The following is a 26,744-nucleotide window of genomic DNA, read 5'->3' on the forward strand; positions in this document are numbered from 1 at the left end:
ATTTGAAACGTAATCCCCCCTCTTTTATAAAGAGGGGTTGGGGGAGATTCTTGCTAAATCAAGTGCTAAATCCACTGCAACATGCAAGCTCGATGCTTTTGCTTGTCTAGTGCCTGCAAGAGAAAGTGCTGTACCATGATCGACAGAGGTTCGAATAAATGGTAAGCCTAATGTAATGTTTACTGCTTCACCAAAGCCTTGTGATTTTAACACAGGTAAGCCTTGATCGTGATACATCGCTAAAACAGCATCTGTATCCTTCAGATTTTCAGGGGTAAATAATGTATCTGCTGGCAAACTTAGACTCATATCAATGCCCTGTGTTCGGTAGGTTTCCAACACTGGATTGATCACTTCAATTTCTTCTCGGCCTAAATAGCCATCTTCACCTGCGTGAGGATTCAAACCACACACCAAAATACGTGGAGCTGTGATTTTAAATTTTGTTTTTAAATCATGAATCAAAATATCAATGACTTGCTGCAAGCGCTCTTTAGTAATGGCATCAGGCACATCACGTAAAGGTAAATGGGTCGTTGCCAAGGCAACCCGTAATGTTTTCGTTGCCAGCATCATCACCACACGATCAATAGCTGCGAACTCTTGGTAATATTCAGTATGTCCGCTAAATACGATTCCAGCCTCGTTGATAATCGACTTCTGCACTGGGGCAGTTGCTACACCAACACTCTGTCCAGAGATCGCATAATCAGCTGAACGACGTAATTGTTCTAATACATAAGCGGCATTAGCTGAATCCAATCGTCCCAACACAACAGACTTAGCTAAAGGCACATGTTCAACAAAAAGTTGCCCCTGCAAACTGGATTCAGTCTGCCCTTGATAAGCAATCAGCTCAACAGCTATACCTAAAAGATTTGCGCGCTGCTGCAACATCTGCATATCAGCTAAAATAACAATAGGTCGCTCATCTACACGCTCTGCCAAACTTAGACAGATGTCAGGGCCAATTCCTGCAGGTTCGCCTGAAGTGACATATAAAGGGAGCATAGGTATCGCCAGTCTTTTTTGATTCCTATCTAGTGTAACCAAAATCTAAAACGAGCTATAGCCCTTCATTTTTATAATTCACTTTACTTCGGGATTTGTTGTCGCTTTTGGTAAATTCTGTGGAACTAGATTTGAAGGCACAAATTCAACCTTTCGTGTCCATGGGTTAATCTTTGGCTGTACTTTCTTCTCTGGCTGCACTACCGCCACTTCTTCTTTTTTCTCAATCACAGCAACAGTACTTGCCGCTTTTTCTGCTAATGGATTCACAGCAGCATCTTTCTTCTCAAGCACTTGAGCGACCTGAGACTCTTTTTTTTCTACAGCAGCTGTTGCAACTACAGCACTTGTAGGTCGCGTATAAGGAGCCGCGATTGAACCTTGTTTCACAACCGTTTGTGTCGCTGGTTGCTGAACAGAATGCGTCATTGAATTTGAACCTTGTCCTTGCAAATTCATTTGGTCGACAGGAATTTCAATCGCTTTCATTTCTGCGGTGACTGCCATCGCAGGGTCAACATGATCGTTGCCACGACTCTCCAGTACTTCAAGTTTACGACTAGTACCTTCTTTGGGCTGAAATTCTGAATAATTGGTGACGCTGGTCTGATCTACCCATTTATAAAGTCGTCGTGCATTGGTTTGTGATGAACAAACGCCAATTAATAATGTGACTACAACAATTTTTGTAGAAAACGACAACTTCATCAAATTCCCCAAGAGAAGAGGTAAATACTTCTATTTATTTCAAATATTTGCTAGAAAAATAATAGGGCAAATCTAGTCCCCTCTCAAGATAAATAATAGATCATTCAGCTCAGCGCATATTAGTTCCCAAATCAGTCACATTGCAGCAATTTATGACGACTCAGGCGAATTTTTCTTGTGTACTTTTACGAACTCATGTAGAATTCGGTCTCCTTTTGTTTGGACAGATTTTACCGTCCAAACCAACTATAATAGGTAGTGGTTTAAATGAAAACTCTCAGCGCTAAGCCAGCTGAAGTTCAACACGACTGGTATGTTGTTGATGCTTCTGGCAAAACTTTAGGTCGCCTTGCGACTGAAATCGCTCGTCGTTTACGCGGTAAGCACAAGACTTCTTATACTCCTCACGTTGACACTGGCGACTACATCGTTGTGATCAATGCTGAACACGTTCAAGTGACTGGTAACAAATCACTTGATAAGAAATATTATCGCCATACTGGTTTCCCTGGTGGTATCCGTGAGACTAACTTCGAGAAGTTAATTGCTCACAAACCTGAAGCAGTTTTAGAAAAAGCTGTTAAAGGTATGTTACCAAAAGGTCCTCTTGGTTATGCAATGATCAAAAAAATGAAAGTGTACGCTGGTACTGAGCATCCTCATACTGCTCAACAGCCACAAGTTTTGGACATCTAAGGGATACAGCACATGGCTACTAATTATGGTACAGGTCGCCGTAAGACCGCAACTGCACGTGTTTTCTTATCAGCTGGTACAGGTAAACTCGTAATTAACAACCGTACACTTGAGCAATATTTCGGTCGTGAAACTGCTCGTATGGTTGTGCGTCAGCCTTTAGAACTTTTAGAAGTTACTGAAAAATTTGACCTTTACATCACTGTTAAAGGTGGTGGTATTGGTGGTCAAGCAGGCGCTATCCGTCACGGTATTACTCGTGCATTGATCGCTTCTGACGAAACTTTAAAACCTGCTCTTCGTCAAGCTGGTTTCGTTACTCGTGATGCTCGTGAAGTTGAACGTAAGAAACTTGGTTTACGTAAAGCTCGTAAACGTCCTCAATTCTCTAAACGTTAATCGTTTTACGAATTGGACAAAAAACCTCGGATTTTCCGAGGTTTTTTTATTTCTGAATTTCAGTTATTTGTTTTTGTTCTTTTTAGAACAGTCCATCACCGCATCAGCTAAACCATCGGCAGCAATTGATTCAGTAATGGTGCAGCCATTTTCTTGATAAGTTCTCGTAGTCTTGGAAAATTGATGATCTTTTGGAATCGGTGCATTGCACGGTTGGTCGGTTTTCTCATTGACCATCTGAACTGGCCCATCATTATAAATTGTCACCTTACAACCTTTGACCACGTACTGTTTTTTGATTCCGCCATATTGAGAATCATCCTGATCAGCACCAGCCGCAATAGCAGCATCTGTAGCCGCACCACCCTCATCTGCAGATGCAATATCCACCTGATTCGAGATAGTTGGCGTGCTAGTACAACCACCGAGTAATAATGCTGCACAAACTGCAGCAAAGTAATATCGCTTCATGCTATTTTTCTCTCTTTGAACTTATTGAATCATAAATCTATTCTGTAACAATCATATTGTTCAGCTTTAAGTGATTTCCAACGTTAATTTTAGTATTCTAAACAGTCAACCATAATTTTTTGGACTTATGTCTTTAGAAAATCCCCCAACCCCTGTTCAAGGCATTACGCTTTATAGTCATGCAGATGATTTCCGCTCACACTGGATTCGTTTTTTACTTGCTGAAAAACAGATCAAATATCAACTGATTATCACAGACCATGAAGATGAGGATCTTGCAGATCTTAATCCTTATAATCAGCTTCCGATGCTGATTGAGCAAAACCTAAAACTATTTTCAGCCAATGTCATTGCAGAATATTTGGATGATCGATATCGCCAAAATAAGCTCTATGCTGATGCACCAATGGCACGTGCCGAGCAACGGCAATATATTTGGCGCTTTGAACAAGATTGGTTCAAACTTGCCGACCATATGTTGAGACATGCAGATACGGTAAACCCGCAACAAAAGCAAAAAGCACAAAAAGAACTTCGGGATACCCTGATTTCGCTCACCCCCTTATTTCAGCATTTTCCATTTTTTATGTCAGAAACCTTTTCAATCTTAGATTGTATGCTCGCTCCAATCTTCTTACGTCTAAAAAGTATGGGAATTGAACTACCTGCACAACACTGTCGACCTATATTCTTGTATTGCCATCGTATCTTTAGCCGACCATCTTTCATTAAATCGATGACAGCTCAAGAAAAAAACAGCTACAATGAATTGATTTCTACGATTTAATAAGTTTTTCAATTATGTCTGAGCAAATAACTTTTACGCCTACACGCCCATATCTTGCTCGTGCCATTTATGAATGGATTTGCGATAACCAACTCACTCCTTATTTATTGGTTGATGCAACGCAACCCCATACTGATGTTCCCCTACAATTTGTGAAGGATGGTCAGATTGTCTTGAATCTTGCCCCTCATGCAATTCATCAGCTGCATATGAGTAATGAGGCGATTACCTTCTCTGCTCGTTTCGGAGGCGTTGCAAAAGAAATTTATGTGCCGATTCGCGCTGTCTTAGGTATTTATGCAAGAGAAAATGGCCAAGGCCTGTTTTTCGATCCTTCTGAATACGCAGAAATTGAAGAATCGACAGCTGCACCAATCAATGAAACAAAGCAAGAAACTGAACCAACGAAAAAGAAACCTTCACTAAGAATTTTAGATTAAGCGAGGATCGTCACGATGGCATTTGACTTAGTTCAATATTTTTCTGAACAAATTAAAATTCAAAAACCACAACTTTTTGGACAATATTCTCCTAAAGAAAAACAAACATATATTGATGAAGTAAACGTGTTGGCTCTTGGACAACTCATTAGTCTGTGGAAACAAAATCCGCAGAAACTCTATCAAGAAGTTCATACAGCCGATCCACTGTATATTCAAGAGATTGCTCGCCATCTCACTACTTCAGCCCATAACCAATCGACCCTTAAAGCAACTGAATTGGAAAAAAGCCTCTCAGATGTTCTGGCCTTACAATTAACTGAATTGAAGCAGCTTGATCAGACTGGTAGTTTTGGGCAGACAGGACTCACAGAACTTTTATTGGGTCAGATTGAACATTTATCTGGACAAGCAGAAGACTGGGTTTGGTCAACCAATCAACTCACCGAATTACTTGGCTCCAAGCCAGTTATTCAGCAAGAAGTATCGCTTGAAGCGACTATGCAAGAATTTAATCAAATGGTTCATCAGGCACAACCTCTTGCGCATGACCACGAGCCTACTATTGAAGTGGAAACGCCAGAAATCCCAACATGGGCCTATATAGTTTCGCCTTTCGTAGCATTGGTCATTTTGATCTTTTTGTATTGCTCATATTGCCAACTCATTTCAGTTTAATCCTCCTCTAAAATGATAAGGAAAGTACGATTGCTTTCTTTATCATAGACTTAACATTAATTTAATTTTATTTAAAATATCAATTTACCCATATTAAAAAAATTTATTTACATTTATTTACAATCAAAGAGTGCATTTAAATACTGATATTAATGTGAATAAAATCACAATAAAAACCATTTATTATCCTCAATTAATATTTTTAATTGTTTATTTGACAAAAATTGTCAATTATTAGCACTCCTGTGATTTCAATTATTTTAAAGTATGATTGATTTAATAAAAGAGTTTCCTATAATGAGATTAACTGCTTTTGAAAACTAATCATAAAACAGAAGTGGCGAATATAAATTCATAAACAAAGATGTAATTAGTAGAGATAAAATCATGGCTAAAATTTCATTAGAAAGCTTAACAAATATTGATGGATTCGTTGCGGCAGCGTTAGTAGACACTGAAAGTGGTTTAGCGCTAGCAACTCAAGGTGGGGGCGCAATCGACTTAGAACTAGCAGCAGCGGGTAACACCGAAGTTGTTCGAGCAAAACGCCGTGTTGCTAACTCACTTAAACTTAATGATGATATTGAAGATATTCTAATCACACTTGGTAAGGCATACCACTTAATTCGTCCACTAGAAAGCAATGGCAATTTATTCCTCTATCTCGTATTAGACCGCAGTAAATCTAACCTCGCGATGGCTCGCCATGAATTAAAAACATTTGAAAAAGAATTAGACTTCGCTTAATTCAAAATTTCAGTTTATGTAATATATTAGACTTCTTGTGTATTCCTTATATTTTATTCACTATAAAGTATAATAAAAATATACAAGAGGTCTATTATTAGTCTTTAGTATTAGACTAATTTTGTGCAGTCCAATATTTTACAAAATATTAAAGTGATACTATGAATGGACATTGCATTAATATCGCAATTTCAGGTATAAGTTTAAAAGTTTCAGATGAATTAAAAATAGAACTTAGAAAAACAATACCTCATGAATTTGGCATTAACTGGATCAACATTGCCGATCCAAATATAGACTTATTATTAATAAATGAAAATTTTTTTGAAACTGAAGGCATTCAACGTATTTTAGAACAAAAACAACTTCCCTGCTTAAAAGTTTCAAAAGGAGAAGGCTCACATCATATAGAAGAACACAATACACTTTATTTACCGTTCCAGCATACAGATGCATTAAAAGACTGGATTCATCTTCGTCTTTTAAGTTACCTCACCCATCAACAAGCACAACAACCCAAGACTGAAACCGTTTCTACACACAATGCAATTAATGAAAAGTATTTAACCGATATGTTAAATCCTGATAATGCCCGTCTTCATTTATTTGATGATCACGGGACTTTGGCCATTATCGATACCCGTAGCCAAATTGCCTGGTTAGAGCCAACCCGTACACAAACACAGACCAATCATAGCTTTAAATATGAGTTCGCTACGACTTCGAACTTCACTAAAGTCTCTCGAAAAGTTGAATATAACTTGCAAGATTGGTTATGGAACTTATTTTGGCATTCGCTGGAGTTCCAGCGCTTAGCCCCAAACGAAAATGAACACTACAAAATTGAATATTGGCCTCAGCCAGCTCAAAGCACTGACCGTAAAACGGCCTTATTGCTTTCTGCTTGCTTCATACAAGGAGCTCAGCTGTATCAAGTTGCAACACAATTAAAACTTCCTATTCAAACGGTTCAACAATTTATCGCTGCCTGCATTATTTCGGACAACGGCGGCATTATCCCTGCTTCAGAAAGTCATTATTTACGAACAGAAACTTCTAAGCAAACAACTGAACAACAAGGCTTTTTAAATAAATTTTTCGGCAAGGTTAGACGCCGCTTTGGGCTTTAAGGATTGATATGATTCTCCAACAATATAAAATTGTTTTTGCAGGAAGCATGGGCGCAGGAAAAACGGAAGCAATTAAATCGCTTTCAGAAATCCCTGTCCTCGCAACCGAAGCATTCAATACAGATAGTCAGGCCCATAATAAAATGCAAACTACCGTTGGCATTGATTATGGCGAGATTACATTAGATGACGGTGTAAAAATTGGCTTATATGGCACACCTGGACAATCACGCTTTGATTTTATCTGGCCTGTGATTTGCCAAGGTGCTTTGGGGGTAATTTTACTGGTGGATCACAACAGTAAGGTACCGATCGAAGAACTTGAAGGGTACTTGGATACCTTCAAAGACTATACTAAAAATATTTCCATTGGCATTACCCATGTCGATGAACATAAAGGACAACCGACCACTATTTATCGTGAATGGTTAATCCAAAACGACTATCAATATCCTTTATTTTTCATTGATGCACGTAAACAAGAACATATCTTGCTGATGATTGAATCGCTCATTGCAGCATTAGAAGTCAATTTAAAAGCAACAAATTAATTACTTTATAAAGAGAAGAATTATGTTCAGTATTCCCAGTCAGCAACGTACTGCTCCCAAAGAGCTGATTCAATTTGCTAAAGCGCAGGCCAATGATGTTTTAACCAACATCCGAGGGGTGGATTATATTATGCTCTGCTCTACCGATGGATTCGAGTTGGCCTCGATTTACAAGAAGAACCCATATAACAGCACTAAACTTGCGGCTGTGAGTAGTTCAATCTTGGCCATGGTCACCGCTTTCCTTAATGAAATCCAGCTGACGGGATGTCAAAGTATTACTTTGGATGCTGAAAATGGCAAAGCGATTTTGACCTCTATTCCAGCCCCACATCACCCGATGGTGATGGTAACGCTAAGCAATAAAGACGTCTTGTTAGGACAGCTTTTATATAGCTTAAAACAAGCCAGCAGTGCAATCGTCGACGCAGACCAAGCTTAATCTTTTTCTCATCAAAAATCTGACAGACCTAGCAAGTCTGTCAGATTTTGTCATTTATAACGTCTATAATAATACTGTACTTTTCAATTTTCATTTCTGAATTACTCTCAGTTCTAAATTTCACTAATTAACTGCTTCTATTTGTTAAAAATCTCCTAAATAAGTCAAAAATTTAGAATAAAATATTGTTTTTAAAAACATCAGATGAATGGTCATTAATTTAAATGATTTAGCAATATTTTTTCATTATTATAATTTTCGAACAAATAACAATCATAAAATTTTCACAAATGAATAATTTTAATAATGAAAGGTTGTATTTGTTCAAACATTATTAAGCACTATGGAGAGATAAAGATGAAGCTGAAGAGCTTAAAACTAGGCGCAGGGGTCGCGCTCTTAATCAGTGGTTTTTCTACCCAACATACATTGGCTGATTCCTACGTGTTCGTGACCAATACCACGCCACAAACTGTATCAATACAAGTCAATCAAACTGGGGCAAGCTTACAGCAAGGCAATGAATGGGCGCAGGAAGCGACTCAACTAGCCCCCTACGAAACCAAACGGGTGTTACGTATCAACCGTTATACGGGGATCAAATCCGGTAAAACTTATAACTTTGATACCGTTCTCAGCAGCGGTAATTCACAAGTCACTTTAAAACAGACCATGACCGGAACTTGGTCGGGCAGCAATATTAAACATGGTATTCAAACGGCGACCACAACATCACCTTGGTATTCAGATCGTGATGTCCACCGAATTAGCACAACTTATGCTGGTTTATCTGCTCAAGCAGCGGTGAAAGCTGAATACACTGGTGGTTATGATGATTTCCACTACACCATTCATCAGAACACGATTCAAGAGCCTGTCTCAGCCAGTGCCGATGAGTTAAAAGTACTGACTTATAATATTTATGCCCTCCCAATGGTGGCGAGTAAAATCAGCGAGCGCTTAGCTGAATTACCGAATCATTTAAACGGTTATGATGTGATTATGATGCAAGAAGCCTTTGCTTCATCACGTACAGGTATGCTAAATCAACTAGCTCAACAGTACCCATATCAAACCCATATTCCAGTGGGTTCGGGCTACAACTTATTTGATAGTGGATTGGTGATTGTGAGCCGTTATCCAATCGTCAAAACAGCACAATTGATTTATCCAGATTGTACCGGAACGGATTGTTTTGCGGATAAAGGCGTGTTGTACGCGGAAATCATTAAGAATGGTAAGGCTTATCACGTTACCTCTACGCATACAGCCTCTTTTGATACCGATGCAGCACGCGCATTACGTCAGGTCCAGTTCAAGCAAATTCGCCAATTGGTGAATCAACAAAATATTCCAAGTTTTGATGCGGTACTCATGGGCGGTGATTTCAATGTCAATAAACTGTTATGGCCGCAAGATTATCAAGATATGTTAACCAATCTAAATGCGACAGCTGCACCAAGTACTGGTTATACTGAATCGACCTTTGACCCACGCGTGAATAAATTGGCTGGCGCTGCAGGTTCAGGCGGTGCAACAGTCGAATATCTAGACTATGTCGTGGCTTCAAACAACCACCGTCAACCGACTCAGTCTCGTAACGATGTTCGCATCCTACGTACCACAGCGGACCCACTGTATATGACTTGGGATCTTTCTGATCACTTCCCTGTGATGGGGCAATTTAATTATGGTCCATAACGGAATTCGGTATGAATAAAAGACTATTGCTAACAATTATTATTGTTGTCGTGGTCTTGGTTGGGATTGTAGTTTGGAAGAGCACAGCCTCTTCCGCTGCAATTCAGCACACCAAATCCACTGCATCATCTCAAGATTCATCAGCACAGATGAGCAATGAAAGCATGCCAAACAAAACCAAGGATGAAGTTTTCCAAGACTCGCTATTCAAGCAATTAAAAATGTTACAGCAGCAACCTGGAAATATCACCGAGTTTCTCAATGATTTTAAAGCTAACTGTCCTGTATCCGACTGTAATGCCGCTTTAGCAAAAGCTTTGGCCAATTACCCAGATCAAAACTTTGCACATTTGGTGGAAAATCTAATAAAACGTATGCCGCAATATGAACAACGCATGCAAAACACGGTGTTATCGACGTCGTTATCTCCAAAAGAACGCTTTGATGCCTTGTGGAAGCTAAGAGAACAAACCTTGGGACAAGCCGAAGCGATGCTGGGCTTTGGACAAGAACGAGGCTATGCAGATTATCGGTTTGCCTACAATGATTTGGCGCAGAATCAAAAGCTTAGTGCTGAACAACGCTTAAAAGCATTTGAGCAGCTACAAAAACAGTACCCTGATGCAACTCAACAAGAAAATAAAATGGGGCTTTATGAACAAGCACTCGGTTTAATTAATCAAGGACAGTACAGCCCTGCTGAAACACAACGCTTAAAACAGATGTTACAACAACGCTATTTGACTGAGCAGCAACGCCAAGACGTACAGCAGCGTGAACAACGTGAAGTTCAACAGCAGCAGCAAGTCGATCAATATCAACAAGCCGTGCAACAGTTACAACAAGAGATGGAGCCGTTAAAAACACAACTGCCAAATGAAGAGTGGCAAAAGCAATATCAAAGCCGTTTAGAAAGTCTACGTTTAAAAATGTTTTCTTAATTGCTCATCAACATGGATATTGCTGAAGATCTTTTACTAACCTTCAATAACGAATCAGTCGACCATTTAGGCAAACAATGTGTCGGCTGTAAATAAGAATGCTACTTTGAAAATCATCCGTTCACTTATTTGACAAAGAACATTCCTTCCCGCTAAATAAGCCATTCAATCATTTTAAGAAGATGATTTGGCATGAACAGCTTAAAAAATGATAACGTTGGTTGGAGTGGTCAAGCAGCAATTGCTTTGGGGATTGGCGCTTTTCTTGGACAATCAGGAAATAATCACCCTCACCACCACTATGCGCATCAAATCACCATATCATTGAATGTAGATCAACCCGTGCAAGTGATTGCTGATGGTCAACTTTATCAAGCACCGACTTTATTCATTCCCGCCAAGCTAAAGCATCAACTCATAACGGGTGACTATCTATCGATCTATATCGATACCTGTCATGCACTCACAGCCAAGTTCAATCTAGGATTTCATGCACCTACACAGGTATGTGAAGTATCAATCGATCTACAACAACAATTGCAACACAGCTTTAGCTCGAAGATGCCTCTCAATCATGGCTTAGCCCATTTCTTAAAAAGTACACAGCTGAGCAACCCTGCTCCCCATGGTAATCCCCAGAAAATTGAACATATTCTAGAATTGCTTTATCAGGGCATCTTGCAAGCCAATATTCCTGATCGTCAATATCTAGCACAAATTGTAGGTTTATCTGAAAGTCGTTTTTCACACTGGTTTCGTGAACAGGCAGGACTACCTTTACGCAGCTATCGCAAATGGTTACGCCTTATTTGTGGATTAACTCAAATACAAAAAGGACTCGCATTAACAGATACAGCCCATCAAGCTGATTTTGCTGATCAGGCACATTTCACACGAACTTGTGTTGAGCTATTAGGAGTTCGGCCATCTGAACTTAACCATATGCAGGGTCAAATTTTCTTTATTGACTAAATAGCTGTTTTGTTCAATTCAGTACTGCAACCCCACAGGCATAGTGACTGTTCACTCTTTTGGAACAATACACCATGCCTAAGCCAATCCAGTATCTCATTCGCTATACCTGTTATCCCCTGTTGATGGGGTTGAGTATGGCTTGTTTATTCCCCGTTGCAGCAGGTGAACTTGCCTATTGGCCTTATGTGCCTTTAATCGCAGCCATTGCGATTGGAGCGGTTGCCCTGCTTGAACAGGTTCAACCTTATGAACAAACGTGGTTAACCGACCATGAAGATACGCTTGTTGATATTCTGCATGCCAGTTTTAGTATCATCATGATTTTTATGACTGCTGAATGCATTACCTTATTTCGGCAGCTGATTCATATTCCTAGCTTTTGGCCAGCCTCTCTACCAATCTGGCTACAATTACTGATTGTCGGTCTAGTCATTGATTTTGGATTATGGCTAATGCATTACTTAAGTCATCAAAAACGCTTTCTATGGAAATTGCACGCCCTTCATCACAGTTCTGAACGATTATACTGGCTTAATGGTGAACGTCGTCATCCATTAAGCGCTGTTCTACTCGCAGCGCCTGGAATTATCTGTATTACCTTAATCGGTGCCCCTGCCAATCTGATTGGGACATGGATGGGATTAACTGCAATTCATTTGGCTTTCCAGCATGCCAATCTGGATTATTCTGTAGGTGTGTTTAGACATTTATTAGGGGTTGCCGAAGTCCATCGCTGGCATCATAAATATGGTTTTGGTCGTAAAAACTTTGGCGAATTCTGGATGATCTGGGATCATTTGTTTGGGACATATTACTATGAAAGCAAACCCGTAAAAGCTGGGCAAGTCGGATTAAGGACTGCGCTCCCGAAGACTTATCTCAAACAAATACGGTGGCCATTCGCTAGAAAAAATTAATAAGACGCATAAATTGAAGGAAATCGGCAATGCACTATCCACAATATCAACAAGACCTCAACACCGCACTTGAATCGGAAATATTGGGTGAATTGATTTTTTTAAATGCAGCCAAACATGCACGCTCGATTGAGCAGCAACAAAAATGGCAAACGTTGGCTAAACTGGAAACCCAAACCCTACGCAAGTTACAGCAGTTCTTAACCCAACAAGGTCAAACAGCTACAATTCGTTTGCATATTAAGTTACAAGCCAAGGCATCAGGCATTGCGATGGCCAAACTGCCGTGGAAAGTGTCCATGTATTTGCTTAAACAGGGTACTCAACCGTTTATGGCAGCTTTTGAACGGATGCAGCAACACGCAGATACCAACTCTCTGGATTTTCTCCAGTATTTGTTGGCACATGAACAAGCCTTAGCTGAGTTTGCAACACAGGAATTACAGGGTAACTCAGAGCATTCTTTAGGTGCGGTGCTGCACTTACTAAAAAGCGAGGCATAAAACCTCACTCTTTAATCTCTTGTATAGCCTTCAAGTCGTGCTAAGGTTCAACAACAATTGACGTTTTTTCACCTGCTGCCCGACTTGACCAATCAACTCCTCGACAACACCATCGACATCGGATTTGATTTGTTGCTGAATCTTCATCGCCTCAAGCACCAATAGGGTTTGTCCTTTTGTTACTGAATCTCCGACATTGACCAGCAAATTCACAATCGCACCGTCCATTGGCGCACGAATTTTACCATCACCTACCACCTCTGTGGCTTCTGGTGCTGCATAGGTGGTATTTTCAATCAGCACATTGCCATTGCCTGTATCTAGATACAGCTGATTTTGATCAAACACATACGCAAGTTTATGACGTACACCCTCACAGCTATAAACAATCTGCACATCACTGATGCTTACAATCTTGATTGTCGCTTGTTGATCACAAAACTCTACTTTGACCTGCTGCGGATCATTTTGCACATGTAGCAAGATCTGCTGATCGGCATATTTCAGTTTCAGCGGGAACGGCATACCTATACCCGTTTGCCAAGCCACTTGTTTCTGATTTTTCTGGGTAAATAGTGCTGCTGCCACGGCTAAAGTCTCAAGCGGCAAAACTTGCTGGTGCAGGCTGATATCCTCTTGGAAGTGCTGTTGAATAAATGCGGTGTTGGTATCCCCAGCCACAATGATCGGATGGCGCAATAAATTGACAAGAAACTGCTTATTGCTATTCACACCTAGCAACACACAATCATCAACCGCTTTGGCAAGCAGGCGAATCGCATCCTGACGGGTCTTGCCATAGGCAATCACTTTGGCCACCATCGGATCATAGAACGGACTGATTTCACCGTGTTCTAGCATGCCATGATCAATACGGACATTCGGTAGAGTGCCATCAGCACCCGCTGCTTGCCAACGCAGTACTTTGCCTGTTTGTGGCAGAAAGTCTTGACGTGGATCTTCTGCATATAAACGGACTTCGATCGCATGTCCGTTTAAGGTCAACTCATGTTGTTGTAAAGGCAGGGTTTCGCCATTGGCAACACGCAATTGCCATTCCACCAAATCCAAGCCTGTGATCATTTCAGTGACTGGATGTTCGACTTGTAAACGCGTATTCATTTCCAAGAAATAGAACTCACCCGATTGATCCAGCAGAAACTCGACCGTACCTGCTCCAACATAATCGCACGCCTGTGCTGCCGCAACAGCTGCTTCACCCATTTTCTGACGTAGTTCAGGTATCATCACTGGACAAGGTGCTTCTTCGACCACCTTTTGATGACGGCGTTGGATCGAACAATCCCGCTCAAATAAATACACATAATGACCATGCGTATCCCCAAAGACCTGAATCTCGACATGCCTTGGGGCAATCACCGCTTTCTCTAAGATCAGCTCCCCCGAACCAAAGGCATTTTCTGCTTCCGAACGTGCTGTTTTTAATGCCTCTAATACATCAGTAGCATCTTGGACTAGACGCATGCCTCGCCCACCACCACCTGCCGAAGCTTTGACCATTAAAGGATAGCCAATCTTCTCAGCTTGTTGTGCTAGATAATCAAGGTCTTGCTGATCACCTTCATAACCAGGCACACACGGTACGCCTGCTTGGATCATGGCAATTTTAGAAAGACGCTTACTGCCCATCAGCTCGATGGCAGCAGCGGTCGGCCCAATAAAAGTGATGCCATGATCAAGACAAGCCTGAGCAAAGTCAGTATTCTCAGACAAGAAACCATAACCTGGATGTACAGCATCCGCACCTGTCTTTTTGCAGGCTGCAATAATATTGGCAATGGATAAATAGGATTCTGAAACTTTAGACGCACCGATATAAACCGCTTCATCCGCTAGCTGGACATGACGGGCATTGGCATCTGCATCTGAATACACCGCAACCGTTTGATAGCCCATTGCTTTGGCTGTTTGCATCACACGAACAGCAATTTCACCACGGTTTGCCACTAAGACTTTTGAAAAACTCATTGTTTCATCTCTATTATTAAATTCCCCGTCCCCCTTCTAAAGGATAAACGCCCTTCTTTTTAAATAGGGATTAGGGAAATTTCAGTCAAACCAACTCGGATTACGTTTTTGAATAAATGCCATGGTGCCTTCTTGTCCTTCTGCGCCACCGACTGCCTGAGCAAACTGTTGTGCCGCATCATCCAGAAGCTGCTCTAAAGGCTCATTCAGTGTCCGATGCAATAAAGCTTTGGTGGTACGGGAAGCCAATGGTGCAGCACGTTTAATCTGCCGAATGCTCTCTGTAAGCTGTTGTTCAAGCGCAACATTATCTTGTGCAATTTGGTGAACAACACCTAAATCCAAAGCCGTCTTGCCATCAAAACGTAAACCCAATAATGCTAAACGACGGGCTTGGGTCAGACCAATCCGCTTCACCACAAAAGGCGCAATCTGTGCGGGCAAAATACCTAAGCCTGTTTCAGGTAGCCCAAACTGAGCTGTATCACGGCTGATGGCAATATCTGAAACACAGGCAAGACCAAAACCACCACCGAGTACAGCACCTTCTAAAACAACAACCACGGTTTGGGGGGCCTGATCGACTTGTTCAATCATGGCACCAAAACGGCGGTTAAAATCCACATAGGGCTGTAAGCTATCTGTATTGGCAGCTTCAACTCTTAATCCCGCCATATCCTTGATATCGCCACCTGCACAGAAATGCCCGCCTTGACCGCGTAAAATCACTGCACGAATGGATAGATCATCGGCAATCTGGCTAAACACCTGTTGAATAGCAGTGACCATTTTTAAACTCATGGCATTACGGCTTTCAGGACGATTTAGCCATAGCGTTAAAATGCCACCTTGCTGCTCTAACCGAATGCTGTCATCTAACACTAAGCCTGCAAGAGAAGTTGCAACTGTCATGCTTCTGCTCCTATTTTTTCTGTTTTTTCGGCAAAATATCGGTGAGCTTACAAATGATCCCCAACATAATTTCATCTGCACCGCCACCAATCGAACCTAGACGTCCATCACGGAACAATTGTGATGCTGGGTTATCCCACATAAAGCCATTACCACCCCAATATTGCAGGCAGCTGTCTGCCACTTCACGGCTTAATCGCCCTGCTTTCAGCTTCGCCATTGAAGCCATTAATGTGACATCTTCACCCGCAATATGCTGTTCACAGGCTTGAAGGGTTAAGGCTTTTAATGCCGCAACTTCTGTCATGAGTTCAGCAAAACGAAAATGTACATACTGGTTATGAATTAAAGGTTGACCAAAAGTAGTGCGTTCTCTGGTGTAGTCAATGGTTTGCTGAATGACTTTTTCCATGCCCCCCACCGCATTGATACAGGCCCACATACGTTCTTCTTGGAACTGCATCATTTGCATCATAAAGCCCATGCCTTCCACCCCAACCAAGTTGCGTTGTGGCACACGTACATTATCGAAGTAGACTTGAGCCGTGGTGGTTGAGCGCATCCCCAATTTATTTAAGGGTTCTGAAAAGCTGATCCCTGCCGTTTTTGCAGGAACAATAATCATGGATTTATTGACGTGTGGCTTATCGTCAGAAGTATTGGCAAGTAAACAGAAGAAATCGGCTTGCAGTGAATTGGTAATCCACATCTTGCTGCCATTAATCACATAATCATCACCATCTTTTTTTGCTGTGGTTTTGATGGCTGCCACGTCAGAACCGGCATGCACTTCCGAGACCGCAATCGACGCGACATATTCACCACGAATCGCAGGGTTTAGAAATTCATCTCGCAACTCTTTGCTGCCAAAGCGTGCCAGTGCAGGTGTTGCCATATCAGTTTGCACACCAATCGCCAGTGGCACCCCCCCACACGCGGCACGACCTAATTCTTCTGCCACCACAAGGTTGTACGAATAGTCGAGTCCTAAACCGCCATTTTCTTCAGGCTTACAAATCCCCAATAAACCCAAGTCTCCCATTTTCTTAAATACGTCATGAATCGGAAAACGGCCCGCTTCTTCCCATTCGGGGATAAATGGATTTAATTCGTTTTCAACAAACTGACGTGTGGTACGGCGTAAAGCATCATGTTCTGCGGTAAATTTCATTGTTTTTGTTCCTTAAAAATTGTTTTTCCCCTCTCCCTAACCCTCTCCCCAAAAGGGTGAGGGGATCCCTTCTCCCTCAGGGAGAAGGCTAGGATGAGGGTGTTAAAAATTAAAATCTCGACACACCAAATCGTGTTGGATTTAACTCACGTTGCTGTGCTTCATAAATGGTTTGTAATAAAAATATCAATACCTTACGGGTATCTCTTGGATCGATGATGCCATCATCATGCAGCATTGCGGTATTAAATAAAGCCGTCGACTGTTGTTCCAATTTCATTGCCGTACTTTGTTCTAAGAAATCCAACATCTGTGGATTCGGCTCCATCCCCGAGGCTTTTTGTTTACCCTCAGCTACAATACGTAAGACTTTGCCTGCTTGCGCAGCACCCATCACTGCTACATGTGAGTTTGGCCATGCAAAGATAAATTGTGGGGACAAACTGCGACCACACATTGCATAGTTACCTGCACCATAAGAGCCTGCCACCACAATCGAAATCTTGGGCACAGTTGCATTGGCAACTGCTTGGATCAGCTTGGAACCATGTTTAATAATCCCGTTCTGCTCTGCATCGGTTCCGACCATAAAACCTGTGGTGTTATGCAGAAATAACAGCGGTCGTTGGGTCTGCTCACACAGATGAATAAACTGCGCTGCTTTGGCTGCCCCTTGAGGTGTAATCGGCCCATTATTAGTAATGATGCCAATATGTAAACCACCCATTTTCGCCCAGCCACATACGGTTAAAGCATCATATTCCTGTTTAAATTCTAGAAAATCTGAATCATCAATAATCCGGGCAATGATATCTTTCATATCAAAAGGTTGTTTTGGATCTTGCGGGATAATGCCCAACAGCTCCTCCGCTGAATAACGCGGTTCTTTATAATCATGATTCGAATGAGTGGTCTGTTCTTTCCAATTCAGATGCTCGAAAATCTCACGCGCTAAGCGAATACCATCGGCATCATTTTCAGCTAAATATTCCGCCACACCTGAAACTTGAGTATGCATTTCTGCACCACCTAGTTCTTCCGCAGTCGCCACTTCCCCTGTTGCTGCCAATAATAACGGTGGGCCAGCCAACAACATTTCAGTTTGTTTGCGTACTGCAATCACATAGTCAGACAAACCCGGTTGATAAGCACCGCCAGCAGTTGCATTACCATGTACTACTGCAACTTGCGGAATCCCTGCCGCAGATAAGCGCGCCTGATTGGCAAAAGTCATACCACCATAGGTAAATACCTCCGCCGCATAGTTCAGGTTTGCACCGCCACTTTCAGTTAAGGTCACCATCGGCAACTTTTGTTCTAAGGCGATCTTTTGCAGACGTAGCGTTTTATGTACGCCCATTGGGGACATGGTGCCACCTTTGATGGCGCTGTTACTGGCAGAAACCAGTGCACGTACACCATTAACAAAACCAATGCCAGCAATAATGCCACCACCTGCTTCGGAACCATCTTTATCATCATGCATGTTGTAGCCAACTAAGCCGCACAGCTCGATAAAAGGTGAATCCGCATCTAACAGTAAACGAATACGTTCATGTGGCAAGATTTTGCCTTTCTTATCGAACTTAGGTTTTGCTGCATAGGACTTATCAATACTTTTTTGCTGCACCGCCCGAACTTCAGCCAACTGGGTTAATAACGCCTCTCGATTTTGCTGGTATTGTTCACTACCCACTGCAATTTCAGATTGAAGAATACTCATGTTTATTCTCCATCACCGTTATTTTTAAAAATATCAGGGATAAAAGCACGATGGAAACCATTAAAAGCATCATTGTTGGTTGCATCAGCTAGCGGATACATACGCGTCCCTTGGGATGCCGCCCCATCAATACGTAACGTTACACCTGAAACAAAAGCCGCTGCATCCGAAAGTAAATAGCAGATGGCTGAGGAAATTTCTGACTCGGTACCCATTCGTTTTAATGGCACATTACTCGCTAAACTTGGAATGATTACTTTGGCAAAATCACCACTATAGTTATCCATGCCCGAAGAAATAATCCAGCCTGGTGCAACTGCATTGACACGTACACCTGACTTGCCCCATTCTACTGAAGCAGTTTTGGTCAGGTTATCAACACCCGAACGTGCTGCACCTGAATGGCCCATGCCCGGCATACCACCCCACATATCGGCAGTCATATTAACAATGCTACCACCATGCTTTGCCATCCACTGGTTATAGGCTTCGCGCATCAAGTAAAAGGTTGAATGCAGGTTATTACGGACCACGGCATCAAAACCATTGGCAGAAATATTCTCTAATGCAGAAGGAAATTGTCCACCTGCGTTATTGACTAAACCATCGAGCTTGCCAAATTTTTCAAGCACTTCCGCAATCATGCTTTTGACTTGTTCTTCATCACGGTTATCACAAACAATGAAATGGACTTTGCCACCATCTTCCAAAATTTCTTGGCTAACCTTTTCCAATTTTTCTACTTTTCGTCCCGTGATTACCACTTGCGCACCTAAAGAAGCAAGCTCATGTGCAGTACAACGGCCAATACCAGAACCCCCACCTGTGACGATAATGACTTTGTCAGCAAATGCATCTGCCCTGAAAATTGATTGATAACCCATGTTTATATCCTTAATATTTTTCTAACAGTTGTGCTGGTACTTTCACTGGCATATCCAATAATTGCTGTGCAAAAGCCTTACCTTGTGGATCAATTCGCAAGCTGGCAATACCACCACCACCTAATGCATTTTCCAACATAAAATTCAGTGCATGCATCTCAGGCAATTCATAACGAATGACTTTGGATTTCTCAGGATCAAGAACATGCTGCATATATGCTGCAACATTGGCTTCGGTTAATGAGGCACGAATCCACGGTAAATATTCAGCTTTACGTGCAATCACCCCGATATTGCTATGATTTCCCTTATCGCCACTGCGTGCATGTGCTACGTCTATCAAAGAGACTTCAACCTCATCGCCTTTATACGCGGCTACTTCACCAACGGAATGCTGTACATAATCCTGTGAAACTTGTTCGAAGGGGATCTGAACGGGATAACGCTGTCCTGCAAAGTCGACTTCTATCTTTAATTGATCTTTATCAATCAAGAATGAAAATAATTTCACCACAGCCGATGCTTTAGGACGCCCTCCGACAATTCCTGCCAATGCAGGTGCCATCCCTGTAGAGGCTTGGGCAATTTCCGAGGCAAAGAACATACAGGCTTCTTTAAACAGATGCTTTACCGCGATCTTAACTACCACTTCACGGCTGTCTTTGATTCGGGCATGTGCACCATAAGTACTTTCAATACCTAGAATCTCAACCGATTTTTCACTAAAGGGTGGAACGGAACGCAGCGCCAATACACGTTCACATTTATTGATAATGGCATCGGCAATCACTTGGGCTTTTTCTGGCGCTTCACGACCTGCAATCAAGAAACTAACCAAAACACGATAACCATCCGCATAAGTCACACTGACTTTATATTGCTGAGTTGGCACACGGCCTGTGGCACCAGTCACTTTGACTCGATGCTCTCCTACCTGTTCTAAATGCACTTGGCTAAAATCAGCGCTCACATCAGGTAAAAGATAGGCTTGTGGATTGCCAATCTCATAAACAATCTGCTCTGCTACAGTCGCAGTTGAAACAAGGCCACCTGTCCCTTGAGGCTTGGTCACAATAAATGAAGCATCAGCGCTGACTTCTACGATTGGAAAGCCCATATTGTCAAAGCCTTGAACCAAGCGCCAATCAGTAAAGTTTCCACCTGTACACTGTGCACCGCATTCAATCACATGCCCTGCCAAAGAACCTTGTGCCAACTTGTCATAATCATCGAGTGACCATTTATATTCATGCAATAATGGGGCAAGCACAACCGCTGAATCGACCACACGGCCTGTAATCACAATATCTGCACCCAAATCTAAAGCATCACGAATTGCAACAGCACCGAGATAGGCATTACTACTTGCCACATGTGCAGGCAAGGCATCGCCATTAAACATTTCCTGAACATTTTGGGTGAGTAATTCAGCATGCTTAGGCAATACATCATCACCCAACACCACTGCAACTTTTAAATCTAAACCTTTTTCATCAATAATTTTTTGCAAAGCATCACGACAAGCCAGTGGATTCACCCCACCTGCATTACTAATCACTTTTATTTTTTTCTCAGCAATTTTATTGATCAGGGGGGACATCACTCGACTGACAAAATCCAGCGCATAACCATGACTTGGATCCATCATCATCGCCTTCGCCATAATCGACATGGTGATTTCTGATAGATAATCAAAGACCAAATAATCAATATCACTCAGATGCACCAACTGAAATGCAGCGGTGTTGGTATCGCCCCAAAAACCTGATGCACACCCGATTTTGACTACCCTCTGGTCATCCTGTTTGACAGTTGTCATGCGCTTTCTCATTGTTATTGCTAAAAACGCCTTAACATTACCAAGCAAGTGCTTGGTTTGTAAAGTACATAATGCTATGCTGTATTGGCAAAAATAGTCAAACTCAAGCAAATGCTTGTTATAAAAAGATAAGACAATGCATCAAATGATTTTTGTTACAATAGACTTTAGATTAAACGGGATAGATGAATAGGCATGATCGCAACCTCAATTGAGCAAATACCCAAGATTGTTTGTTTTGATGACAGTCCACGTGGACGTTTACTGCAAGGTGCTGCCTATCTGTTTTATAAGCAAGGTTATGACAAAACCACGGTTCGTCAACTCGGTGAATTTATTGGCATTCAATCGGGTAGTCTGTTTCATCACTTTAAAAGTAAAGATGAAATTCTGGCGACAGTGATGGAACAAACTATTATCTATAACTTTGCCCGTTTAAAAGAAGCTGCTGAACGCTCAACTGATCCTGAACAACAATTACGCCATCTCATCAAAGCTGAATTACTTTCCATTGCTGGTGATACAGGTGCAGCTATGGCGGTACTGGTGCATGAATGGTTTGCCCTTTCTAAAGAAAAACAAGATTACCTTCTGAAAATGCGTAATGAATATGAGCAAGTCTGGTTGGATGTGATTGAAAAATTGCGTGCTCAAGGCAAAGTTAAACATGATGCTTTTATTTGGCGTCGCTTGCTCGGTGGCTCGATTTCTTGGACGGTGACGTGGTATAGACCAGAAGGCAAAGTCAAAATTGATGAATTGACTGAAATGGTTTGGGAAATGGCTGTTAAATGAGTGCGATCTATTTGCGTAAGCCTCAAATCAGCGATTTAGCTGAAATCAAACTTGCCTACCAAAATAGTATTCAACTCCATCAACCGTGGACCTATCTACCAACAGATTTTGAACAATATCTCGTACAAGAACATCGTTATTTCGTCTGCTTGAAAGAAAATCATGCCATTGTCGGCACTTTTAATATCTCCAATATCGTTCGAGGTCACTTTCATTCTGCTTACTTGGGTTATGAAGCGTTTTATCCTTATGCAGGACATGGTTATATGCGACAAGGGCTACAACAGGTTTTACACGAAGCATTTCAAACTCTGAACCTACATCGACTAGAAGCCAATATCCAACCAGACAATCTACCCTCTATTCGCCTTGTCGCAAATGCAGGTTTTATAAAAGAAGGCTTCTCCCGCCAGTACCTACGCGTCGGAGGAAAAGAATGGAAAGACCATGAGCGATGGGCAATTTTAAATTCGGATTGGACAGATAAGAAATATCAAGCATTTTAATTATTGCGATATCTGACACATTAAGATAAAAATAAACTGATGCCAATTTTTTAGGCGAAAGATATGCAACGCATAATCTTGATTTTACTTTTCAGCCTAATTCTCGGCTGTACCGATGATAAGGTGACAACCAAGTTTACAGATTTGCAGCATGCTAAAGTTGAACATGCGTTTGAACGCGGTTGGTTACCTCCAATTTTGCCACCCAGTACAAAAAATATTATTGAAATAAATGACCTAGATCTAAGTAGAGGTCATGGCTCTTTTACTTTTTCACCAACAGACCTAAACTATTTCAGCGGTCATGGTGCCATCCCAATTAAAATGAATAATGTGACTCAAAGTAAAAAGAAAGAAATGCAGGATCAGGGATTCCAGTTTTTGGTCTATGCTCAGAATTCATCAATTTGGTATATCGCAGTTCATCCTGAGGGAAAAGGAGCTTATTGGGTTGAACCCATACGGTAAGCTCCTAGCGATCAGGTTAATAGCCCAACTGCTTACTAATTAAATCCTTCATAATTTCTTCTGCACCACCACCAATCATATTCACCTTCACTTCACGGTAAATACGTTCAGATTTAGTACCACGCATAAAGCCCATGCCCCCGAGCGTCTGTACTGCAGCATCGGCACAGAATTGCATGGTTTGAGTAGCAACATTCTTCAGCATACAAATCTGGGCAATCAGTTCACTGCCCTGCAATTCAGGCTTACCTAAGCGATAAGCTGTATCTTCGAGTAAAGCACGGGTTGCCGTTAGTCGCGTGGCCATGTCCACCAGTTTATGACGCATGACCTGATGATCAACTAGACGCTTACCAAAGGTTTGGCGTTGCTGTGCCCAATCCAATGCTTCCTCATAACACGTCAAGGCAAAGCCATAACTACTTGCTGCAAGGAAAAAACGCTCCATATTGAAGTTATTCATAATCACCAGAAAGCCCATATTCTCAGGGCCCAATAAATGGCTAGCAGGCACTTTGACATTATCAAAATGCAGATGTGCCGTATCTGATGCCCACCATCCCATCTTATCCAATTTGGTTTTACTGATTCCTGCACTATGCGCATCTATGAGCAGCATTGAAATACCATTTGCTCCTTTGGCATTTGGATCAGTACGTACTGCCACTGAATAATAATCAGCTCGCATCCCCGAAGTGATAAAGGTCTTTTCACCACTCACCAGAAAATAATCACCGTCACGTACAGCCTTGGTTTTAAGCGAAGCCACATCTGAACCACCTCCTGGCTCAGTAATTGCCAATGCTGAGATCTTTTCACCCGATAAAATCTGAGGAAGTACTTGAGCTTTTACCTCTTCGTTGGCAAAGTGCTGAATTGGTGGCGCACCAATGGTATGTGACAGTAAAGAGGCTGCTAAGCCACCTGAAGCACATTTTGCGAGCTCAATCGAAGATAACAATGTATAAAATGCATCAGTTCCCGCAATCCCCCCATACTGCTCTTCAAAACCTAATCCCAACAAACCAATCTCAGCGGCTTTCTTATAGAGTTCTCTTGGAAAGGTTTCACTTTCATCCCATTCATTGATAAATGGTGAAATTTCTTTTTCAACAAAGCGTCGAATACTCTTGGCAAATTCAAGATGCTGCTCGCTGTAGTACAAAGGATTGAGATGCATATTCTGCTTCCTAGCAATTATTGATCATTGTTTATTGAATGAGCACTAAAGTAGCAAAACCAGAAAAACCAAGCAAGCGCTTGGCAAAATTAAAAAATAAAAAAAACGCCAAAGTAAGATCGAATCACAAAACTATATTTTTAATCGACCACGAAATCCACGGGTCGCATAATAAGATTGAGCGCCATTATGATAGGTAAAAACACGGCCATAACGGCTATCACAAAAAATTGCACCACCCAATTTACGCACATCTGCTGGGGTTTTTACCCAACTTGAGGTTTTTAAATCAAAATATTCAACCGACTGTAACTGCCTATATTGTTCTTCTGTGAGCAATTCAATACCAATCTCCTCTGCAACCTCAACCGCATTGCTTTCGGGTTTATGTTCTTTACGTGCATTCAAAGCAGCACGATCATAACAAAGGCTTCTACGACCTTTTGGCGTTTCTACAGCACAATCATAAAAGACTATTTCCGATGGTTTGGAATCAAATGAAATGATATCTGGTTCTCCACCAGTTTCTTCCATTTGATTGAGTGACCATAGCTTTTCAGGTTTTTGTTTTAACTGATCTTCGATATCAACCCAATTCAAACCGTGATGCCGATGCATATTTGCTTCAAAACGCTTTTTTAGGATCTCGAACAACATGATCGACTGTTCAGCACTTAACTGTTTTTTCTTGGTCATTTTTATTCTCTAAATTTGAGTGTTAAACCGAACGACCATCAAAATGATTAATTTTGATACTCTCCAAATTTAAATCTTCGATACATCTGATATTAATGGCGTACATCTTATTCCCTTTCGGATCAATGCCTGTTGCAAAAGGATGAATACCACAGATCTTACAAAAATGATGATCAATCACATGCTTATTAAATTGGTAACTAGCTAAAGCATCGTCCTGAACTGTAATATCAACTTTATCTGTAGGCAAGAACCACAACAAAGAACCTTTTCTCTGACAAATCGAGCAATTACATGACAATGCTTCAGTCAAATTACCTTGTGCAACAAAGATGATTTTTCCACAATGACAGCTTCCTTTATATTCCATCTTATTGTCCTTTTTATAATGTTCTACCGTATTAAACAAAGCTGGTTAAATGATGTCCACTTAATTTAGTTATTTCTTGGGTGATATGAAAATGCAAGTTGATGCCGCCATTGATATTCCAATCGAGCCAAAGCACCAACAAAGACCGCCTCCCCAGCAATATGGATCACGGCAAAGATTGTCATTTCCTGCCCGAATCGCCAAAGCATAATCAGACAAACCAAGACCCATATGCTATTTGCAACCACTAAGATATTAATGAGGAACATTGAGCGTTTTTTATAATTGGCTAACGTAAATGAATAAATTGCGTATAAGAGATTCACGCAACCCACGAAAACAATAATCCCCTTGGGTAAATGATAGAGTTGACTTAACCATTGTGCAGTCAACAATACAATCAGTCCTGCAAATGCAGCCGCAGTACAATCTACCCATAAAATATTTTTCTGAATATTCATAACGTCAACGCTCTTTTTATTTTAGTTTGAGCATATACAGATCATTCATGATTTAAAACATCTTGTTGATTTGCTATACGACATTAACTCCAAAAATGTTGGCACTGCCGACACTTCATTCCATTTTTATAAGAAAATAATGGAAAACCCAGCAATAGAAAAACCACATAAGCGGGGCGTTTACCTTCTGTATAAGGTTGTATATCTGTACTACCACACTTAGGACAGCTTTCATTTACACCAAACTGTTGTTCTAATTCTTGGCTAAAATCTTGAGCAAGTAATGCTTTAGCTTCTTCTTCATAGCTTTCAGGAACTAACAGTCGCACACCACCTAAAGCATTGGAGTAAAGCCAATCCATATTAATGGTATGTTCATTTTCAATTCGTGCTGGAATCTCAGCTGCTTCCAATTGTGTTTTGGCAATTTGAGCTTCATACGGAAATGAAAAGCTTTGTACTACGATCCAAGTCATATCAGAAAGCCCTTAAAACAACCAGTATATAAAATTCCGCGCAATAAAAAACACCCCCAACGGTTAGGTTGGGGGTGTTTAGATTTAAAAGCTGGCGATGACTTACTCTCACATGGCAAGTGCCACACTACCATCAGCGCTAAGAGGTTTCACTTCTGAGTTCGGGAAGGGATCAGGTGGTTCACTCTTGCTATTGT

General features: G+C 41.4%; 31 protein-coding genes and 1 rRNA gene. 17 read left to right on the forward strand and 15 right to left on the reverse strand.

Annotated elements, in window-relative coordinates; all coding sequences use genetic code 11:
* Nucleotides 1–24 precede the first annotated feature (24 nt).
* Nucleotides 25–1,011 carry a 4-hydroxythreonine-4-phosphate dehydrogenase PdxA gene (gene pdxA / locus F3J02_RS13480; protein ID WP_167250039.1) on the reverse strand — a complete coding sequence of 329 codons (987 nt, stop codon included), beginning with the start codon at nucleotides 1,009–1,011 and terminating at the stop codon, nucleotides 25–27.
* Between the two features lie 78 nt (nucleotides 1,012–1,089).
* The gene (locus F3J02_RS13485) at nucleotides 1,090–1,719 is read right to left on the reverse strand and encodes a hypothetical protein (RefSeq protein ID WP_167250040.1); all 630 of its coding nucleotides are present in this window, start codon (nucleotides 1,717–1,719) and stop codon (nucleotides 1,090–1,092) included.
* Nucleotides 1,720–1,986: 267 nt separating this feature from the next.
* Here F3J02_RS13485 and rplM point away from each other — a divergent pair, with 267 nt between their 5' ends.
* Nucleotides 1,987–2,415, forward strand: coding sequence for a 50S ribosomal protein L13 (gene rplM, locus F3J02_RS13490; protein ID WP_004652543.1), 429 nt, complete (start codon nucleotides 1,987–1,989; stop codon nucleotides 2,413–2,415).
* Nucleotides 2,416–2,427: 12 nt separating this feature from the next.
* Nucleotides 2,428–2,814: a 30S ribosomal protein S9 gene (gene rpsI, locus F3J02_RS13495; RefSeq protein ID WP_004652544.1), complete on the forward strand. Its 387-nt coding sequence runs from the start codon at nucleotides 2,428–2,430 to the stop codon at nucleotides 2,812–2,814.
* Nucleotides 2,815–2,877: 63 nt separating this feature from the next.
* Here rpsI and F3J02_RS13500 read toward each other — a convergent pair whose 3' ends face one another.
* Nucleotides 2,878–3,285: a hypothetical protein gene (locus tag F3J02_RS13500; RefSeq protein WP_167250041.1), complete on the reverse strand. Its 408-nt coding sequence runs from the start codon at nucleotides 3,283–3,285 to the stop codon at nucleotides 2,878–2,880.
* Nucleotides 3,286–3,412: 127 nt separating this feature from the next.
* On the opposite strand from F3J02_RS13500, the gene F3J02_RS13505 reads away from it, so the two are divergent.
* From F3J02_RS13505 to F3J02_RS13560, 12 genes are all read left to right on the forward strand, one after another.
* Complete coding sequence (locus F3J02_RS13505; RefSeq protein WP_167250042.1) at nucleotides 3,413–4,072, forward strand: glutathione S-transferase N-terminal domain-containing protein; 660 nt, start codon at nucleotides 3,413–3,415, stop codon at nucleotides 4,070–4,072.
* A gap of 14 nt (nucleotides 4,073–4,086) precedes the next feature.
* Nucleotides 4,087–4,512 carry a ClpXP protease specificity-enhancing factor gene (locus F3J02_RS13510; RefSeq protein WP_167250043.1) on the forward strand — a complete coding sequence of 142 codons (426 nt, stop codon included), beginning with the start codon at nucleotides 4,087–4,089 and terminating at the stop codon, nucleotides 4,510–4,512.
* A gap of 15 nt (nucleotides 4,513–4,527) precedes the next feature.
* A complete protein-coding gene (locus F3J02_RS13515; protein WP_167250044.1) occupies nucleotides 4,528–5,190 on the forward strand; it encodes a hypothetical protein in 663 nt (220 codons plus the stop codon).
* Nucleotides 5,191–5,577: 387 nt separating this feature from the next.
* Nucleotides 5,578–5,937, forward strand: coding sequence for a hypothetical protein (locus F3J02_RS13520; RefSeq protein ID WP_087544648.1), 360 nt, complete (start codon nucleotides 5,578–5,580; stop codon nucleotides 5,935–5,937).
* A gap of 161 nt (nucleotides 5,938–6,098) precedes the next feature.
* On the forward strand, nucleotides 6,099–7,067 hold the full coding sequence (locus F3J02_RS13525; protein WP_167250045.1) for a hypothetical protein: 969 nt from the start codon (nucleotides 6,099–6,101) through the stop codon (nucleotides 7,065–7,067).
* Between the two features lie 8 nt (nucleotides 7,068–7,075).
* On the forward strand, nucleotides 7,076–7,618 hold the full coding sequence (locus F3J02_RS13530; RefSeq protein WP_167250046.1) for a GTP-binding protein: 543 nt from the start codon (nucleotides 7,076–7,078) through the stop codon (nucleotides 7,616–7,618).
* A 22-nt stretch (nucleotides 7,619–7,640) separates the two neighbouring features.
* The gene (locus F3J02_RS13535; protein ID WP_167250047.1) at nucleotides 7,641–8,060 is read left to right on the forward strand and encodes a roadblock/LC7 domain-containing protein; all 420 of its coding nucleotides are present in this window, start codon (nucleotides 7,641–7,643) and stop codon (nucleotides 8,058–8,060) included.
* A 357-nt stretch (nucleotides 8,061–8,417) separates the two neighbouring features.
* On the forward strand, nucleotides 8,418–9,761 hold the full coding sequence (locus F3J02_RS13540; protein ID WP_167250049.1) for a sphingomyelin phosphodiesterase: 1,344 nt from the start codon (nucleotides 8,418–8,420) through the stop codon (nucleotides 9,759–9,761).
* An 11-nt stretch (nucleotides 9,762–9,772) separates the two neighbouring features.
* Complete coding sequence (locus F3J02_RS13545) at nucleotides 9,773–10,702, forward strand: lipase chaperone (protein ID WP_167250051.1); 930 nt, start codon at nucleotides 9,773–9,775, stop codon at nucleotides 10,700–10,702.
* Between the two features lie 192 nt (nucleotides 10,703–10,894).
* Entirely contained in the window at nucleotides 10,895–11,674 is a 780-nt protein-coding gene (locus F3J02_RS13550) for an AraC family transcriptional regulator (RefSeq protein WP_167250053.1), read from the forward strand.
* Between the two features lie 74 nt (nucleotides 11,675–11,748).
* Nucleotides 11,749–12,594 (forward strand): sterol desaturase family protein, encoded by an 846-nt coding sequence (locus F3J02_RS13555; protein WP_167250055.1) that lies wholly within the window; start codon nucleotides 11,749–11,751, stop codon nucleotides 12,592–12,594.
* Between the two features lie 29 nt (nucleotides 12,595–12,623).
* A complete protein-coding gene (locus F3J02_RS13560) occupies nucleotides 12,624–13,097 on the forward strand; it encodes a hypothetical protein (RefSeq protein WP_167250057.1) in 474 nt (157 codons plus the stop codon).
* A 30-nt stretch (nucleotides 13,098–13,127) separates the two neighbouring features.
* Here F3J02_RS13560 and F3J02_RS13565 read toward each other — a convergent pair whose 3' ends face one another.
* The 6 genes from F3J02_RS13565 to F3J02_RS13590 all read right to left on the reverse strand — a co-directional run bounded on the left by F3J02_RS13565 (nucleotide 13,128) and on the right by F3J02_RS13590 (nucleotide 21,595).
* Nucleotides 13,128–15,086: an acetyl-CoA carboxylase biotin carboxylase subunit gene (locus tag F3J02_RS13565; RefSeq protein ID WP_167250059.1), complete on the reverse strand. Its 1,959-nt coding sequence runs from the start codon at nucleotides 15,084–15,086 to the stop codon at nucleotides 13,128–13,130.
* A gap of 81 nt (nucleotides 15,087–15,167) precedes the next feature.
* Nucleotides 15,168–15,998, reverse strand: a complete 831-nt coding sequence (locus tag F3J02_RS13570) for an enoyl-CoA hydratase/isomerase family protein (RefSeq protein ID WP_167250061.1) — start codon at nucleotides 15,996–15,998, stop codon at nucleotides 15,168–15,170.
* 10 nt (nucleotides 15,999–16,008) lie between these two features.
* Nucleotides 16,009–17,169 (reverse strand): acyl-CoA dehydrogenase family protein, encoded by a 1,161-nt coding sequence (locus F3J02_RS13575; RefSeq protein WP_167250062.1) that lies wholly within the window; start codon nucleotides 17,167–17,169, stop codon nucleotides 16,009–16,011.
* 109 nt (nucleotides 17,170–17,278) lie between these two features.
* Complete coding sequence (locus F3J02_RS13580; RefSeq protein WP_167250064.1) at nucleotides 17,279–18,892, reverse strand: acyl-CoA carboxylase subunit beta; 1,614 nt, start codon at nucleotides 18,890–18,892, stop codon at nucleotides 17,279–17,281.
* A gap of 2 nt (nucleotides 18,893–18,894) precedes the next feature.
* Nucleotides 18,895–19,776 carry an SDR family oxidoreductase gene (locus F3J02_RS13585; protein WP_167250066.1) on the reverse strand — a complete coding sequence of 294 codons (882 nt, stop codon included), beginning with the start codon at nucleotides 19,774–19,776 and terminating at the stop codon, nucleotides 18,895–18,897.
* 10 nt (nucleotides 19,777–19,786) lie between these two features.
* Nucleotides 19,787–21,595 carry an acyclic terpene utilization AtuA family protein gene (locus F3J02_RS13590; protein ID WP_167250068.1) on the reverse strand — a complete coding sequence of 603 codons (1,809 nt, stop codon included), beginning with the start codon at nucleotides 21,593–21,595 and terminating at the stop codon, nucleotides 19,787–19,789.
* A gap of 195 nt (nucleotides 21,596–21,790) precedes the next feature.
* On the opposite strand from F3J02_RS13590, the gene F3J02_RS13595 reads away from it, so the two are divergent.
* From F3J02_RS13595 to F3J02_RS13605, 3 genes are all read left to right on the forward strand, one after another.
* Nucleotides 21,791–22,390 carry a TetR/AcrR family transcriptional regulator gene (locus F3J02_RS13595; RefSeq protein ID WP_004652564.1) on the forward strand — a complete coding sequence of 200 codons (600 nt, stop codon included), beginning with the start codon at nucleotides 21,791–21,793 and terminating at the stop codon, nucleotides 22,388–22,390.
* On the forward strand, nucleotides 22,387–22,896 hold the full coding sequence (locus tag F3J02_RS13600) for a GNAT family N-acetyltransferase (protein ID WP_167250070.1): 510 nt from the start codon (nucleotides 22,387–22,389) through the stop codon (nucleotides 22,894–22,896). The genes F3J02_RS13595 and F3J02_RS13600 overlap by 4 nt, the downstream gene beginning before the upstream one ends.
* A 63-nt stretch (nucleotides 22,897–22,959) precedes the next feature.
* A complete protein-coding gene (locus F3J02_RS13605) occupies nucleotides 22,960–23,364 on the forward strand; it encodes a hypothetical protein (RefSeq protein WP_167250072.1) in 405 nt (134 codons plus the stop codon).
* A 16-nt stretch (nucleotides 23,365–23,380) separates the two neighbouring features.
* Here F3J02_RS13605 and F3J02_RS13610 read toward each other — a convergent pair whose 3' ends face one another.
* The 6 genes from F3J02_RS13610 to rrf all read right to left on the reverse strand — a co-directional run.
* Nucleotides 23,381–24,544, reverse strand: a complete 1,164-nt coding sequence (locus F3J02_RS13610) for an acyl-CoA dehydrogenase family protein (RefSeq protein ID WP_167250074.1) — start codon at nucleotides 24,542–24,544, stop codon at nucleotides 23,381–23,383.
* Nucleotides 24,545–24,676: 132 nt separating this feature from the next.
* Nucleotides 24,677–25,240 (reverse strand): DUF4256 domain-containing protein, encoded by a 564-nt coding sequence (locus tag F3J02_RS13615; protein ID WP_167250076.1) that lies wholly within the window; start codon nucleotides 25,238–25,240, stop codon nucleotides 24,677–24,679.
* Between the two features lie 22 nt (nucleotides 25,241–25,262).
* Nucleotides 25,263–25,610, reverse strand: coding sequence for a GFA family protein (locus tag F3J02_RS13620; protein ID WP_167250078.1), 348 nt, complete (start codon nucleotides 25,608–25,610; stop codon nucleotides 25,263–25,265).
* Between the two features lie 65 nt (nucleotides 25,611–25,675).
* A complete protein-coding gene (locus F3J02_RS13625; RefSeq protein ID WP_167250080.1) occupies nucleotides 25,676–26,071 on the reverse strand; it encodes a hypothetical protein in 396 nt (131 codons plus the stop codon).
* An 83-nt stretch (nucleotides 26,072–26,154) separates the two neighbouring features.
* Nucleotides 26,155–26,547, reverse strand: coding sequence for a DUF2007 domain-containing protein (locus F3J02_RS13630; RefSeq protein WP_167250082.1), 393 nt, complete (start codon nucleotides 26,545–26,547; stop codon nucleotides 26,155–26,157).
* Nucleotides 26,548–26,636: 89 nt separating this feature from the next.
* Nucleotides 26,637–26,744: ribosomal RNA gene (rrf, locus tag F3J02_RS13635) — 5S ribosomal RNA — on the reverse strand; the annotation flags it as partial.

Source organism: Acinetobacter sp. Tr-809, from assembly GCF_011753255.1.
Lineage (GTDB): Bacteria > Pseudomonadota > Gammaproteobacteria > Pseudomonadales > Moraxellaceae > Acinetobacter.